Origin of the sequence: Bradyrhizobium sp. BEA-2-5 (assembly GCF_032918025.1) — a bacterium.
GTDB lineage: Bacteria > Pseudomonadota > Alphaproteobacteria > Rhizobiales > Xanthobacteraceae > Bradyrhizobium > Bradyrhizobium pachyrhizi.
On record NZ_CP136629.1, the window covers coordinates 8,234,995 to 8,248,393 of the forward strand.

Sequence of the window (13,399 nt, forward strand, 5' to 3'; positions counted from 1 at the left end):
TTGTTGTTTTTGACGAGTTATGCGCCAGCGGCCGGCCGCACCGGTGCGCTGGCTTCGTGGGGAGGGACTGAAACACATGCGGAGCGCGTCGGGAGGTCCCCGCGTCTTGTTGAGACGGCTCCGCGAAACCATGGCGGAGCAGGTCTCGGCCCAGGAGCGGCTGGACAAGATCGTGGTGCTGATCGCCGCCAACATGGTGGCCGAGGTGTGCTCGGTCTATGTGCTGCGCATCGACAACACGCTCGAGCTCTACGCCACCGAAGGCCTCAACCGCGAGGCGGTGCACCATACCGTGCTCAGCGCCCATGAGGGCCTGGTCGGCCTCGTCGCCAGCGAGGCGACGCCGCTCAATCTGAGCGATGCGCAGAGCCACCCGGCCTTCTCGTTCCGCCCCGAGACCGGCGAAGAGATCTACCACTCCTTCCTCGGCGTGCCGATCCTGCGTGCCGGCAACACGCTCGGCGTGCTGGTGGTGCAGAACCGCGCCAAGCGCAACTATGTCGAGGAGGAGCTCGAGGCGCTCCAGACCACCGCGATGGTGCTGGCCGAGCTGATCGCCTCGGGCGAGCTGTCCGCGCTGGCCCAGCCCGGCGCCGAGCCCGCCGCGCGGCACTCGCTGCACAAGACCGGCGCAGTGCTCTCCGAGGGCATCGCGCTCGGCCATGTCGTGCTGCACGAGCCCCGCGTCGTCATCAAGGACTACATCGCCGAGGACCTGCCGAAGGAGATCAAGCGGCTGGACACCGCGCTCGCCAAGCTGCGCGCCGACCTCGACCGCATGCTGGAGCGCGGCGACGTCGCCGACGGCGGCGAGCATCGCGAGGTGCTGGAAGCCTACCGCATGTTCGCCAACGACCAGGGCTGGTCGCACAAGCTGCACGAGGCGGTCGCCACCGGCCTCACCGCGGAAGCCGCGGTCGAACGCGTACAATCCGACACCCGCGCGCGCATGCTGCGCTCGACCGATCCATACTTGCGCGACCGCCTGCACGACCTGGAAGACCTCGGCTACCGCCTGATGCGGCAGCTGGTCGGGCAGGATCACGCACCGTCGCGCGAACAATTGCCCGACAATGCCATCGTCATCGCCCGCGCGATGGGCCCTGCGGCGCTGCTCGACTACGACCGCAAGCGCCTGCGCGGCATCGTGCTGGAGGAAGGCACCGCCAATTCGCACGTCTCGATCGTGGCGCGCGCGCTCGGCATTCCCGCGGTCGGGGAAGTGCCGAACGCGCCCGGCATCGCCGATCCCGGCGATGCCATCATCGTCGACGGCATTTCCGGCGAGATCTATGTCCGCCCCTCGACCGAGATCGAATCCGCCTATGCCGAGCGCGTCCGGTTCCGGGCGCGCCGGCAGGCGCAATATTCGGCGCTGCGCGACCGGCCCTGCGTCACCAAGGACGGCCAGAAGGTCGAGCTGATGATCAACGCAGGGCTGGCCATCGACCTGCCGCATATCGAGGACACCGGCAGCGCCGGCATCGGCCTGTTCCGCACCGAGCTGCAATTCATGGTCGGCCAGAGCCTGCCGCGCACCAGCGACCAGCTCGCGCTCTATCGCACCGTGCTGGACGCGGCCGGCAGCAAGCCCGTCACCTTCCGCACCCTCGACATCGGCGGCGACAAGGCGCTGCCCTATATGGAAGCCGTGATCGAGGAAAATCCCGCGCTCGGCTGGCGCGCGATCCGGCTCGGGCTGGATCGTCCCGGCCTGCTGCGCGGCCAGATCCGCGCGCTCTTGCGCGCCGGCGGCGGCCGTGCGCTGCGCATCATGTTCCCGATGATCTCGGAGGTCGCCGAATTCGATGCGGCCAAGGCACTGGTCGAGCGCGAGCTCACATACTTGCGCCAGCACGGCCACACGCTGCCTGAAAGAATCGACATCGGCACCATGGTCGAGGTGCCGGCCCTGCTCTACCAGCTCGACGAGCTCCTGAAGAAGGTCGATTTCATCTCGGTCGGCTCCAACGATCTGTTCCAGTTCCTGTTCGCGGTCGATCGGGGCAATGCCAAGGTCTCCGAGCGCTTCGACACCATGTCGACGCCGATCCTGCGCGCGCTGCGCGACATCGCAAGCAAGGCGCACGCGGCGAAGAAGTCGCTCTCGCTGTGCGGCGAGATGGCGTCGAAGCCGATCGGCGCGCTGGCGCTGATCGCGCTGGGCTACCGCTCGCTGTCGCTCTCGGCGACTGCGCTCGGCCCGGTCAAGGCGATGGTGCTCGATCTCGACGCCAAGAAGGCCGAGGCGGTGCTTGGCCCGCTGCTGGACGCGCCGGCCGGCAGCGTCTCGATCCGCGAGGCGCTGACGAAGTTTGCGGAAACCGAGGGGCTGGCCTTGTAGCGACGCTGCCGTCGCCGCTGCCGCCCTTCCGTACCTTCCGCAATTCGAGATACCGCCATGCTACCCGAAGCCAAACTGGACGTCCTGCTCGCGCATCACGCCTCGCTCGAGGCCGAGCTGCTCGGCGAGGTCAAGTCCGATCGCTATGTTGCGATCACGCGCGAGCTCGCCGAGCTCAATCCGTTGATCGACGCGGTGAAGCTCTATCGCTCCGCCCGATCGGAGCTCACCGATACAGAGGCGATGCTGGCGGATGCGGGGACCGATCCCGAGATGCGCAGCATGGCGGAAGCCGAGCTGGAAACGCTGCAGGCGCGGATCGGCGAGCTCGAGCAGAAGATCCGCGTCGCGCTGTTGCCAAAGGATGCCATGGACGACCGCAACGTGGTGCTGGAAATCCGCGCCGGCACCGGCGGCGACGAAGCCTCGCTGTTCGCCGGCGACCTGTTCCGAATGTACGAGCGCTTCGCCAGCCTTCAGGGCTGGAAGGTCGAGGTGATCTCGGCCAGCGAAGGCACCGTCGGCGGCTACAAGGAAATCATCGCGGAGGTGCAGGGCCGCGGCGCGTTCTCGAAGCTGAAGTTCGAATCCGGCGTGCACCGCGTCCAGCGCGTGCCCGACACCGAGACGCAGGGACGCATCCACACCTCCGCCGCGACGGTGGCCGTGCTGCCGGAGGTCGAGGACGTCGACGTCGACATCAAGAACGATGACCTGCGAATCGAGACCATGCGCGCGCAAGGAGCGGGCGGCCAGCACGTCAACAAGACCGAATCGGCGATCCGCATCACCCACATCCCGACCGGCATCGTGGTGATGATGCAGGACAGCCGCTCGCAGCACAAGAACCGCGCCTCCGCCATGAACATCCTGCGCTCGCGCATCTACGACGCCGAGCGGCAACGCGTCGACGCCGCACGCTCCGCCGAGCGCAAGGAGAAGGTCGGCTCCGGGGACCGCTCCGAGCGCATCCGCACCTATAATTTTCCGCAAGGCCGCGTCACCGACCACCGCATCAACCTCACGCTCTACAAGCTGCCGCAGGTGATCGCGGGTGAAGCCCTGGGCGAATTGATCGACGCACTGACGACGGAGCACCAGGCCGCACAGCTCGCTGCGCAAGGCGCGGCGGCCTGACGCGCGCCGCCGCTTGCGCCGGCGGATGCTACGCTCAGTCCTCTCCGGAAGACGGCGAGGACTTCAGCAAGCGGCGCAACGCCGGGCTCGCGACGCGGCGCAGCTCCTCGATGTTCTTCTTCGAGACCGCCTGGAGCTTCTGCTCGCCCTTCGCCGTCAGCTTGAGCTGAACCCGCCTCGCGTCATCGGGATCGGCAAGGCGGCTGACCAGCCCGAGCTTTGCCATGCGGTTCATCAGTTCGACGGCGGAGTGATGCCGGATCAGCAGGAACCGCGCGATGTCGCCGACGGTCGGCGGACCGGGGTCGACGAACCCCTTGATGCCGAGCAGCGCCTGGTGCTGCCGCGGCGTCATTCCGGCCTTCCGGGCTCCCTCCTCGCTGAATGCGAGAAACCTCCGCAACTCGTAGCGAAACTGCGCCAGCGCCCGGTAGTCCACCGGCGCGGCCACCGCCTTGCGCTTGGTTGCTCCGGCGGGCGCTCGTCGTTGCTTTGGTTGCGGCATTCGATCGTCCTGCTGCTGGCTCGCTCCGCCGGACGGCAGACGCCGTGCAACGCTATCAAGCCCGCGTCGGACGCACCATACTACCGGCCGCCCTTCCACTCATGTTTTCAACGGTTTGACGATCGAACGGCATGGGCCGGGCAAGCTCAGGGCTGCGGCCAGTGATCGTAGGTCGAGCTCAATATCTTCAGCAGCACGATCTGGAACGCGACCGGAATCCGCGGGCTCCTGCGGCGAATGGATTTCTCCAGCGCCTCGGTGATCTCACTCTTGGTGAGATGCCCGGCCGAGGCACGCTCGACCAGATCGCCCCAGACCTCCGACAACGACTTGCCGGTGTGATGCGGAGACGGGATCGTTATTCCGCGCGTCTCGGCCCAAGCGATGATCTCGCGCATGGTTTGCCGTCCGCAATTTCGCGCCGTCGCGAGATGCCGCGCGGTGAGCAGGCGCAACAGATCGTCCGGCGGCGTCCAACCCACCTTCGGCGGCACTTCGTCGAGCAACTCGACCGCCAGTTCCTTCAGGACGTTGATCGCGCGAATGCTCAGGCTGCCCGATTGCTCGGCGCCACCGTGCTCGGTCACGGCGTGACCGTGCTCTGACACGGCGTGCTCTCCGGGATTTCCGGTGCGACTTGAAGGCTCCTGGATCATCGCTCCCTCACTTACAGGACCCGCACCCGGTCGGTAAACCCTCGATACATCGTAGAACGATATTATTTCTATCGTAGGCCGATATGATTCGACGAAAGGTGACATTGACTAAATATGCCGGTGAGGAATTGTAGCCGTGACAGGCTGCTCCATCGCAGCCGGCGCATCGTGCCGCCGATCGATCCGATCAGGCGACGAGTGAGCATGCGCGCCAACAATCAATATAATTGGAGGATACTGAGCGATGAGCACCAGGGATTTTCGGCCGGGCAGCGCCCCGAACGTTTCGCGCCGCACTTTGCTGCAAGCCGGCGCGGGCCTGATCGGCGGCAGCGTGCTGCCGGCCTCGATCGCATCGCGGGCATTCGCCGAGGACCACCCGGCGATCGGAACCTATCCCGCGGGCACGTCGGGCTCTTCGGCGTTCATCGGCATCTCGGTCCCGCGCACCGGCACCTATGCGGTGCAGGGCGAGGATGAGCTCAAGGGCTATCAGCTCGCGATCGAGCACATCAACAGCGGCCACGAACTGATCAAGAAGATCTCGCCGAAGACCAGCAAGGGCGTGCTCGGCAAGGAGCTGAAATTCGGCGTCGCCGATTCCGCGGCGAAGCCGAACGAGGCCGTGCAGGCGCAGCAGCGCTTCATCTCCGAGAACAAGGCGGTGATGATCACCGGCGGCACGTCGAGCGCGGTCGCGGTGGCGCTGAACAAGCTGGCGCAGCGCGAGAAGGTGATCTTCGTCTGCGGCATTTCCGGCTCCAACGACACCACCGGCAAGGATTGCGTGCGCTACGGCTTCCGCCAGAACTTCTTCGGCCAGACCGCCGCGGCGGCGATCGCGCCGGTGCTGATCAAGCAGTTCGGCAAGAACAAGAAGGCCGCCTACCTCACGCCCGACTACACCTACGGCCACACCGTCACCAAGTCGATGCAGGACCGTCTCGCCGAGGCGGGCTGGACCACCGTCACCAACCAGGTCTCGCCGCTCGGCGCGCCGGACTATTCGTCCTATCTGCTCAACGTCGCGAACTCCGGCGCCGACGTTCTGATCAACGTCAACTGGGGTCATGACGCCGTGCTGTCGACGCAGCAGGCCAAGCAGTTCGGCGTGCTCGACAAGATGAAGCTCGTGGTGCCCTACCAGGTGCCGTTCATCGCCCGCGAGACCGGCGGCCTGATGCAGGGCGTCTACGCCGCGACCGACTATTGGTGGACCATCGAGGACAAGTATCCGCTGGCCAAGATGTTCAACGAGGCCTTCGAGAAGAAGTACGGATACAAGCCGGAATGGGGCGCCGAGAACGCCTATGTCAGCTTCGCGCACTGGGCGCGCATGGTCGAGGAAGCCGGCAGCTTCTATCCGCCCGACGTCATCAAGGCCTACGAGAAGGGCGAGACGCTGCCCTCGCTGGTCGGCGACGTCCACTATCGCCCCGAGGATCACCAGTGCGTCCGCCCCGTCGTCATCGTCCGCGGCAAGATGGAAAAGGAGATGAAGAACAAGGAGGACTATTACGAGGTGATCGAGATCGTCCCCGGCGACGGCTTGATGCAGAAGCCGGATGCGTTCGGCTGCCATCTCGGCGACTACACCTGATTAACGTGGGAAGACTCGGCGCCGTGGGCGGGGCGACCCGACCCGCGGCGCCGCTTTTCTCGGAACGCATCCTCCATCGACCGGGCCAGATAAAACGGCTGAGTGAACGCGCGCCATGATCAACTGGCCAAATTTCGTCTCGCAACTTTTCAACGGACTGGCGCTCGGCGCGCTGCTGGCGCTGATCAGCTCCGGATTGACGATCATCTACGGCACGCTCGGGGTGCTCAACCTCGCCCACGGCGCCATGTTCATGATCGGCGGCTACGCCGGATACGTGACCTATTCCTACACCGGCTCGTTCATCCTCGCCGTGATCGCGGGCTCGCTGTTCGTGATGGCGCTTGGCGTCGCGATGGAGCGGATCATCATCCGCCATTTCTATCATCGCCCGCATGAGGACCAGCTGCTGGTCACGTTCGGCCTCGGCATCTGCTTCGTCGAGATCGTGCGGCTGATCTTCACCAGCCAGTCGCAGGTGGTGCCGCCGCCGGCGCTGCTGCAGGGCATCACCTCGCTCGGCTTCCTGTTCTATCCGACCTACCGGCTTGCGGTCGTCGGCATCGTCGCGGTCGCGCTCGGCGCGCTGTTCCTGATCCTGTACCGCACCCGGCTCGGCATGATCGTGCGCGCCGGCATCGAGGATTCGGTGATGGTCGATTCGCTCGGCATCAACGTCTACCGCGTCTTCATGATCGTGTTCGGCATCGGCGCGATGGCCGCGGGCTTCGCCGGCATCATCAATGCGCCGGTGGTGTCGCTGACGCCGGGTGTCGGCGACGACATTCTGGTCGAGACCTTCGTGGTGGTGGTGATCGGCGGCGTCGGCTCGTTTCCCGGCGCCATCCTCGGCGGGCTGATCGCCGGCGAGATCATCAGCATCACCTCGATGTTCAACCCCGGTTACGCCTACGTCATGCTGTTCGCGGCGATGACGCTCGTGCTGGTGCTCAGACCGCATGGCCTGCTCGGCACGCAGGGCCGCGAATGACGACGGATATTTAGATGCTTAAACAGCGCCCATACCTGATCGAATTCCTGACGGCCGCCGGCCTGATCGTCGCGCCCTTCGTGCTGCCGTGGCTCGGCTTCGCGCCCAACACCGTGAACCGGATCCTGGTCTGGGGACTGATCGGGCTCGGCTTCGACATCCTGTTTGGCCTCGCCGGCCTGCTGTCGTTCGGCCAGGCCGCGTTCTACGGCGTCGGCGGCTTCGTCACCGCCTATCTGTTGACGCGCGCCGGCTTCCCCTACGTCGTGCTCGCGCTCGTCATCGGCATGATCGCGGCCGCCGCCACCGGCTATCTGATCGGCCTGATCGCACTGCGCCGCACCGGCATCTATTTCGCGATGATCACGGTGGCGATCGCCGAGGTGTTCTTCTTCGTCGAGTTCAATCCGCTGTCGGACTTCACCGGCGGCGAGAACGGGCTGCCGGGCGTGCCGACCCCGAGCTTCAATCTCGGCTTCACCACGCTGCACTTCACCACCGGCTGGTCGCTCTACCAGTTCCTGGCGCTGTGCTACTTCATCGGCGTCGTGATCGCGCTGCGCATCGTGCGCTCGCCGGTCGGCGCCGTGTTCAGCGCGATCCGCGACAATCCGCTGCGCGCGACCGCGGTCGGCCACAACATCCACGGCTACAAGCTGACCGCCTTCGTGATCGCCGCCGCCTATGCCGGCTTTGCCGGCGGGCTGCTCGGCGTGCTGCAGGCCTTCATGCCGCCCGACGCATTCACCTTCGATACGTCGGGGCAGCTCGTGATGCAGACCGCGATCGGCGGCCGCGGCACACTGTTCGGGCCGCTGGTCGGCGCCGCGGTTTGGCTGTCACTGCAGGACTTCCTGCAGGCGGCGCTTGGGCTCGGCGCGGCCTGGAAGCTCGTGCTCGGCATCGTGTTCGTGCTGCTGGTGTGCTTCCTGCGCCGCGGCATCATCGGCGGCCTCGCCGATCTCTACCGCCTCCTGACCGGACAGCGCGGCGCCAAGGAGCCGGAGGAGAGCGCGCCCGAGGTCGTCGCCGTGGCAAGCGACCGGCACGCGGCAGCGCCCGCCGCCAAGACGCCGGCGCCGCGCCGCCGTGAGGGCAGCGCCTCCGGACCGATCCTCCAGGCCAGGGGCCTGACCAAGCGCTATGGCGGCCTGCTCGCCAACAGCGACATCGACTTCACCGTCAATCACGGCGAGCTGCGCGGCATCATCGGCCCGAACGGCGCGGGCAAGTCGACCTTCTTCAAGATGCTGACCTGCGAGGTGCACCCGACCTCGGGCACCATCCTGTTCGAGGGCCGCGACATCACCGGCATGAACGTCACCGACGTCTGTCAGCTCGGCCTGACCAAGAGCTACCAGGTCAACCAGCTATTCGCCGGGCTGACGGTGCGCGAGAATCTGGTGATCGCGGCGCTGTCGGCGCTGCGCGGCAAGTTCAAGCTCGACCTGTTCCGCAGCATCGACAGCATCCCCGGCCTGTCGGAGCGCGTGCAGCAAACGCTGGAGCTGGTCAATCTCACATCGAGGCCCGATACGCCCGTGTCCGAGCTCGCCTATGGCGAGAAGCGACGGCTGGAGATCGGGCTGGCGCTGGCGACGTCGCCGAGCCTGTTGCTGCTCGACGAGCCGCTGGCCGGCATGAGCCCGCGCGAACGCGTCGAGACCGTCAAGCTGCTGAAGTCGATCAGCCAGGGGCGCACCATGATCATCATCGATCACGACATGGATGCGCTGTTCGAACTCGCCGAGCGCGTCACCGTGCTGCAGGAAGGCCGCGTGCTGGTCGAGGGAACGCCGGAAGAGATCAAGAACAACTCGACCGTCCAGGAAGCCTATCTTGGCGGCGTGCATGGAGTGCTCGCCGCATGAGCCTGCTCGAGGTCAATGGACTGAACAGCTATTACGGGGATTCCCATATCCTGTTCGACGTCTCCTTGCGCGTCGAGCGCAACGAGGTCGTGGCGCTGCTCGGTCGCAACGGCGCCGGCAAGACCACGACGCTGAAGAGCCTGATGGGCGTCGTCACCCCGCGCCGCGGCTCGGTGATGTTCGACGGCGTCGAGATCTCCGGCCGGAAGAGCCACAAGATCGCGCAGGCCGGCATGCAGCTGGTCCATGAGGAGCGCCGCATCTTCGGCAGCCTGAGCGTCGAGGAGAACCTCGTGATCGCAGGCCTGACCGCCTCGCAGCGCTGGCCGCTCGAACGCATCTACGAGATGTTCCCGCGGCTGCGCGAGAGGCGCGGCAACCGCGGCACCGACCTGTCCGGCGGCGAGCAGCAGATGCTCTCGATCGCCCGCGCGCTGATCCGCGACGCCCGCATCATCCTGCTCGACGAGCCGTTCGAGGGATTGGCGCCGCTGATCGTGCGCGATCTGATGAAGGCGTGCCGCGATCTGGCCGAGGCCGGGCAGACCATCGTGCTGGTGGAGCAGAATCTCGCCGCGACGCTGGCGCTGGCGCAGCGCATCTACATCATCAACAACGGGCACATCGTCCATGAAGGGCCGGCGCAGGAGATCAAGGCGCAGCCCGAGGTCCTGCAGCGCTATCTCGGCGTCTAGCATGCGAGCGCCGCAATCATGCGTTTGGCGTGATCGATGAGCACGTCCATCTCCTCCTTGCGGGTCTGCGCGGGCAGCAGCGCGACGCCGGCCTTCACCGGCATCACATGCATATGCAGGTGAAACACCACCTGGCCGCTGGCGGGCTCGCTGAACTGCTGGATGATGATGCCGTCGGCGGCAAACGCCTTCATCGCGGCGATGGCGATGCGCTTGGCCGATCGCGCCACCGCGGCGAGGTCGTCGTCCGCGATGTCGAGGATGCCGCGCGCGGGCGCCTTCGGAATCACCAGGGTATGTCCCGGCGATCGCGGCATGATGTCGAGAAAGGCAAAGGTCCGGTCGGTCTCGTAGACCTTGAAGCTCGGGACCTCGCCGCGCAGGATCTTGGCGAAGATGTTCTGGTCGTCATAGCCCGTCATGGTCGCGCGTTCCGGATCGATGGGTTGAGATTTCGACCGTGCGCGCCGGCCGCACGGGGCGCAAGTGATATCGACGCCGCATCGACCATCGGCTAACAACGCGCGATGAGCGAACCTGCTGGAAATGGCCAGACCGTCGAGAGTATCAGGCGCAGCCTCGCCGCCCGCCTCAAGGCGGCCGGCCGCGACGCCGCCGAGCTCGATGCGCGACTGCTGGTCGGCGCCGCGCTGGGGCTCGATCTGACCGGCATGGTCACCGGCGCGAAGCGCGCGCTGACGGGAGACGAGGCGGATCACCTCGAGCGTCTCGCGCAGCGCCGCCTCGCCGGCGAACCGATCGCGCGCATCCTCGGCGTCAAGGAGTTCTGGGGATTGCCGCTGCATCTGTCCGCCGCGACGCTGGTGCCGCGCCCCGACACCGAGACGGTGGTCGAGCGCGCACTCGAACTGCTGCGCGCCGACGGCGCGGCCGAGCGCGCGTTGCGGATCGCCGATCTCGGCACCGGTTCCGGCGCAATCCTGCTGGCGCTGCTCTCGGAACTGCCGAACGCACATGGCTTCGCCACCGACATCTCGGCGGAAGCGCTGCAGACCGCGAGCCGCAACGCCGCCGCGCTCGGACTTAGCCAGCGCACGACATGGATCGAGTGCGACTACGGCAGCGGGCTGGCCGGCGCATTCGAGCTGATCGTGTCCAACCCGCCCTACATTCCCTCGGCCGATATCGCTGCGCTCGACATCGAAGTGCGCGCGCATGATCCGCGCGCGGCGCTCGACGGCGGTGCCGACGGGCTCGACGCCTACCGCGCGCTGATTTCGCAATCTGCGGGTCTTTTGGCCTCAGGCGGATTTCTGGTTGTGGAAGTTGGACAAGGCCAGAGCGGCGACGTTGAAGCGCTGATGACGGCATCCGGGTTATCCCCAACAGGGCCGCCCAAGGCCGATCTGGGGGGCGTTTCGAGGGCCGTTTCCGCCCGCCGGCTGCCCCGATAAAGTCCTATTGGAACGAAAAAAAACCTCTTGGATTATCCCCCGGGAACGACTAGGTTCCGGGCACAACATCGGTGCTGGCCCCGTAATCCGTTACGGGTGATGACCAGGGTTCAGCAGAGCCCGCCGATCGAAAGGTTCCAGGAACGCAGGTCACATAGAGCGCAATAGCCGAAGCTGCGCTGCTCTCCGACCGCAACGTGAACGAAAGCCTGATATTGCGCTTGAAGACTTACGCACGAGAACTGAGCCTGTCTCAACGGGCGGAATGATTTGGTCGCTGGCGCGATTGCCGGCGGTTGGGGAACGCGTCTTTGCTGCACGCGACTTTGCTGAACGAGATGGTCGGCGACATCGAAACCACTTCGAACGGTATTGCGATTCCGTGTGCCTAGGCGCGCGCCGAATTGGACTCTGGGAATCGGACTTCTGAGAAATCGGACTGTGGACTGCAATAACTTCAGGGCTGGAATAAAAGGCGACACATGAGAAACGGTCAGAACAAGCAGCGGATGCGCAACCGCAACAACAATAACAACAACCGGCGCGGCCAGAACCCGATGACCCGGGTCTACGAGTCCAACGGACCCGACATCAAGATTCGCGGCACCGCTTCGCACATCGCTGAAAAGTATCTCCAGCTTGCGCGTGATGCGCGCTCCTCCGGCGACCCCGTTGCAGCCGAGAACTACTACCAGCATGCCGAGCATTACTTCCGCCTGATCGCGGCGGCCCAGGAGCAGTTCCGCCAGAACCAGCAGCAACCGCGCCCGGACGCCGAGGTCACGCCGACCGAAGACGGCGACGACGACAGCGACGGCTATTCGAGCTTCGGCCAGGAGCCGGGCTTCGTGCCGCAGCAGCAGCAACCCTTCATGCGCGACAACGGCCAGCAGCCGTACCAGCGCGATCAGCAGCAGCCGCGCGAGCATCGCGAGCGTGACCAGCAACCGCGTGAGCATCAACCGCGTGAACATCGTGAGCGCGATCATCGTCCGCAGCCGCAATACCAGCCGCAGCCGCAGAACCAGCCGCAGCCCGCGATGGCCGATGCCGGCGGCGTCGATCGCCTGCCCTCGTTCATCACCGGCGGCGCGCAGCCGCAGGTCAACGGCGCCTATGAAGGCAACAATGGCGGCGCAGAACGCGGCGAACGGAGCGAGCGCTTCCCGCGCCGCCGTCGCCGTCCGCACGGCCCGCGCTCCGACCTGGCGGCGCAGCCCGCGCCGAGCGATGACTTCAATCAGGGCAACGAGTAACGCAACTGTGCAGCCACCCTCCCCCTTCCGGGGAGGGTGACATTTCACGGCTCGGTGTGAGCCGATTTGCGCGTCGCCGTCGAGGACGGCACCAGCACCGGACGCAATGACGGGATCAGTTGCGTGCGCTCGCGGCGCGCGGGGATCGCGCGGTAGACCTGCTTGGTCGCCTCCACGATATGGACGCCGGCAAAGGGCAGCGACAGCGCTGCGCCGGCGCGCTCCCACGCCATCGCCGAGCGCAGGAACCAGCTGCCCTGCACCGGCGGCATGAACAGCGCCTCGCCCCACGACGACGGCGTGAACCAGGTCTGCCGCAACAGCTCGGTAATCTGCGAGCGCGAATAGGGCCGGCCGTGACCGAAGGGCGTGCTGTCGGTGCGGGTCCACACCCCGCGCCGGTTCGGGATCACGGCGATCACGCGCCCGGACGGCGACAACACGCGCCACACCTCGCGCAGCAACGCGGCCGGATCGTCCGACATCTCCAGCGCATGGACCAGGAGGATGCGGTCGACCGCGGCGTCAGGAAGCGGCAGCGAGTATTCGTCGACCAGCGAGGCCAGCGCCGGCCGTCCCGTCGGCCATTTCAGGACACCCTGGGCCGCCGGCATGAAGGCGATGCAGCGCTCGGCGTCCTCGCGGAACAATCCCAGATAGGGCGTGGGATAGCCGATGCCGAGCACGCGCTGGCCCTCGGCGTTCGGCCACCGCGCGCGGATACCCCGGTTGATCAGCTGCCGCGCCACGATGCCGAGGCGCTGCGAATAGAAGTCGCGCAGGTCGATGACGTCCATGGTGTTTAGCCTAACACGCCCCCCGCTGCCCGGGTGCGCGGAAAATTGCATTGCCGCCGGAGCGTTAACGCCATATTTCACCCCTATATTGGGCGCGTTAAAAGCATGACCCGGGAAAGTCGATACCGGTCT

General features: G+C 66.2%; 12 protein-coding genes. 8 read left to right on the forward strand and 4 right to left on the reverse strand.

Going from position 1 to position 13,399, the window contains the following annotated elements:
- Positions 1–76 precede the first annotated feature (76 nt).
- Both ptsP and prfA read left to right on the forward strand, forming a co-directional pair.
- Complete coding sequence (ptsP, locus tag RX327_RS38425) at positions 77–2,344, forward strand: phosphoenolpyruvate--protein phosphotransferase (RefSeq protein ID WP_317248992.1); 2,268 nt, start codon at positions 77–79, stop codon at positions 2,342–2,344.
- Between the two features lie 57 nt (positions 2,345–2,401).
- Positions 2,402–3,481, forward strand: a complete 1,080-nt coding sequence (gene prfA / locus RX327_RS38430) for a peptide chain release factor 1 (RefSeq protein ID WP_317248993.1) — start codon at positions 2,402–2,404, stop codon at positions 3,479–3,481.
- Between the two features lie 34 nt (positions 3,482–3,515).
- Here prfA and RX327_RS38435 read toward each other — a convergent pair whose 3' ends face one another.
- A complete protein-coding gene (locus RX327_RS38435; RefSeq protein WP_050387754.1) occupies positions 3,516–3,986 on the reverse strand; it encodes a MarR family winged helix-turn-helix transcriptional regulator in 471 nt (156 codons plus the stop codon).
- Positions 3,987–4,132: 146 nt separating this feature from the next.
- Positions 4,133–4,594: a hypothetical protein gene (locus tag RX327_RS38440; RefSeq protein WP_244482651.1), complete on the reverse strand. Its 462-nt coding sequence runs from the start codon at positions 4,592–4,594 to the stop codon at positions 4,133–4,135.
- Between the two features lie 292 nt (positions 4,595–4,886).
- Between RX327_RS38440 and RX327_RS38445 the strand changes: the two genes are divergently transcribed.
- The 4 genes from RX327_RS38445 (at position 4,887) to RX327_RS38460 (ending at position 9,799) form a co-directional block, all read left to right on the forward strand.
- Positions 4,887–6,242 carry a substrate-binding protein gene (locus RX327_RS38445; RefSeq protein ID WP_050387755.1) on the forward strand — a complete coding sequence of 452 codons (1,356 nt, stop codon included), beginning with the start codon at positions 4,887–4,889 and terminating at the stop codon, positions 6,240–6,242.
- 115 nt (positions 6,243–6,357) lie between these two features.
- Positions 6,358–7,233 (forward strand): branched-chain amino acid ABC transporter permease, encoded by an 876-nt coding sequence (locus tag RX327_RS38450; RefSeq protein ID WP_016843310.1) that lies wholly within the window; start codon positions 6,358–6,360, stop codon positions 7,231–7,233.
- A 14-nt stretch (positions 7,234–7,247) separates the two neighbouring features.
- Positions 7,248–9,104, forward strand: coding sequence for a branched-chain amino acid ABC transporter ATP-binding protein/permease (locus tag RX327_RS38455; RefSeq protein ID WP_317248994.1), 1,857 nt, complete (start codon positions 7,248–7,250; stop codon positions 9,102–9,104).
- The gene (locus RX327_RS38460; protein WP_317248995.1) at positions 9,101–9,799 is read left to right on the forward strand and encodes an ABC transporter ATP-binding protein; all 699 of its coding nucleotides are present in this window, start codon (positions 9,101–9,103) and stop codon (positions 9,797–9,799) included. Before RX327_RS38455 ends, RX327_RS38460 begins: the two co-directional genes overlap by 4 nt.
- Here the strand turns inward: RX327_RS38460 and RX327_RS38465 are convergent.
- Complete coding sequence (locus RX327_RS38465) at positions 9,796–10,221, reverse strand: HIT domain-containing protein (protein WP_050387757.1); 426 nt, start codon at positions 10,219–10,221, stop codon at positions 9,796–9,798. The genes RX327_RS38460 and RX327_RS38465 overlap by 4 nt on opposite strands.
- 105 nt (positions 10,222–10,326) lie before the next feature.
- Here RX327_RS38465 and prmC point away from each other — a divergent pair, with 105 nt between their 5' ends.
- Together prmC and RX327_RS38475 are read left to right on the forward strand one after the other, a co-directional pair.
- A complete protein-coding gene (gene prmC / locus RX327_RS38470) occupies positions 10,327–11,214 on the forward strand; it encodes a peptide chain release factor N(5)-glutamine methyltransferase (protein ID WP_050387758.1) in 888 nt (295 codons plus the stop codon).
- Between the two features lie 482 nt (positions 11,215–11,696).
- On the forward strand, positions 11,697–12,470 hold the full coding sequence (locus RX327_RS38475; RefSeq protein WP_317248996.1) for a DUF4167 domain-containing protein: 774 nt from the start codon (positions 11,697–11,699) through the stop codon (positions 12,468–12,470).
- Positions 12,471–12,514: 44 nt separating this feature from the next.
- Here the strand turns inward: RX327_RS38475 and RX327_RS38480 are convergent, their stop codons facing one another.
- Entirely contained in the window at positions 12,515–13,267 is a 753-nt protein-coding gene (locus RX327_RS38480; RefSeq protein ID WP_317248997.1) for a methyltransferase domain-containing protein, read from the reverse strand.
- Positions 13,268–13,399: the final 132 nt, after the last annotated feature.

Bases quoted from the DNA above. Each gene is read 5' to 3' on its own strand.
- ptsP (WP_317248992.1), top strand. From the start codon at position 77: ATGCGGAGCGCGTCGGGAGGTCCCCGCGTCTTGTTGAGACGGCTCCGC.
- RX327_RS38460 (WP_317248995.1), top strand. From the start codon at position 9,101: ATGAGCCTGCTCGAGGTCAATGGACTGAACAGCTATTACGGGGATTCC.
- RX327_RS38450 (WP_016843310.1), top strand. From the start codon at position 6,358: ATGATCAACTGGCCAAATTTCGTCTCGCAACTTTTCAACGGACTGGCG.
- RX327_RS38445 (WP_050387755.1), top strand. From the start codon at position 4,887: ATGAGCACCAGGGATTTTCGGCCGGGCAGCGCCCCGAACGTTTCGCGC.
- RX327_RS38465 (WP_050387757.1), bottom strand. From the start codon at position 10,221: ATGACGGGCTATGACGACCAGAACATCTTCGCCAAGATCCTGCGCGGC.
- RX327_RS38480 (WP_317248997.1), bottom strand. From the start codon at position 13,267: ATGGACGTCATCGACCTGCGCGACTTCTATTCGCAGCGCCTCGGCATC.
- RX327_RS38475 (WP_317248996.1), top strand. From the start codon at position 11,697: ATGAGAAACGGTCAGAACAAGCAGCGGATGCGCAACCGCAACAACAAT.
- prfA (WP_317248993.1), top strand. From the start codon at position 2,402: ATGCTACCCGAAGCCAAACTGGACGTCCTGCTCGCGCATCACGCCTCG.
- RX327_RS38455 (WP_317248994.1), top strand. From the start codon at position 7,248: ATGCTTAAACAGCGCCCATACCTGATCGAATTCCTGACGGCCGCCGGC.
- prmC (WP_050387758.1), top strand. From the start codon at position 10,327: ATGAGCGAACCTGCTGGAAATGGCCAGACCGTCGAGAGTATCAGGCGC.
- RX327_RS38435 (WP_050387754.1), bottom strand. From the start codon at position 3,986: ATGCCGCAACCAAAGCAACGACGAGCGCCCGCCGGAGCAACCAAGCGC.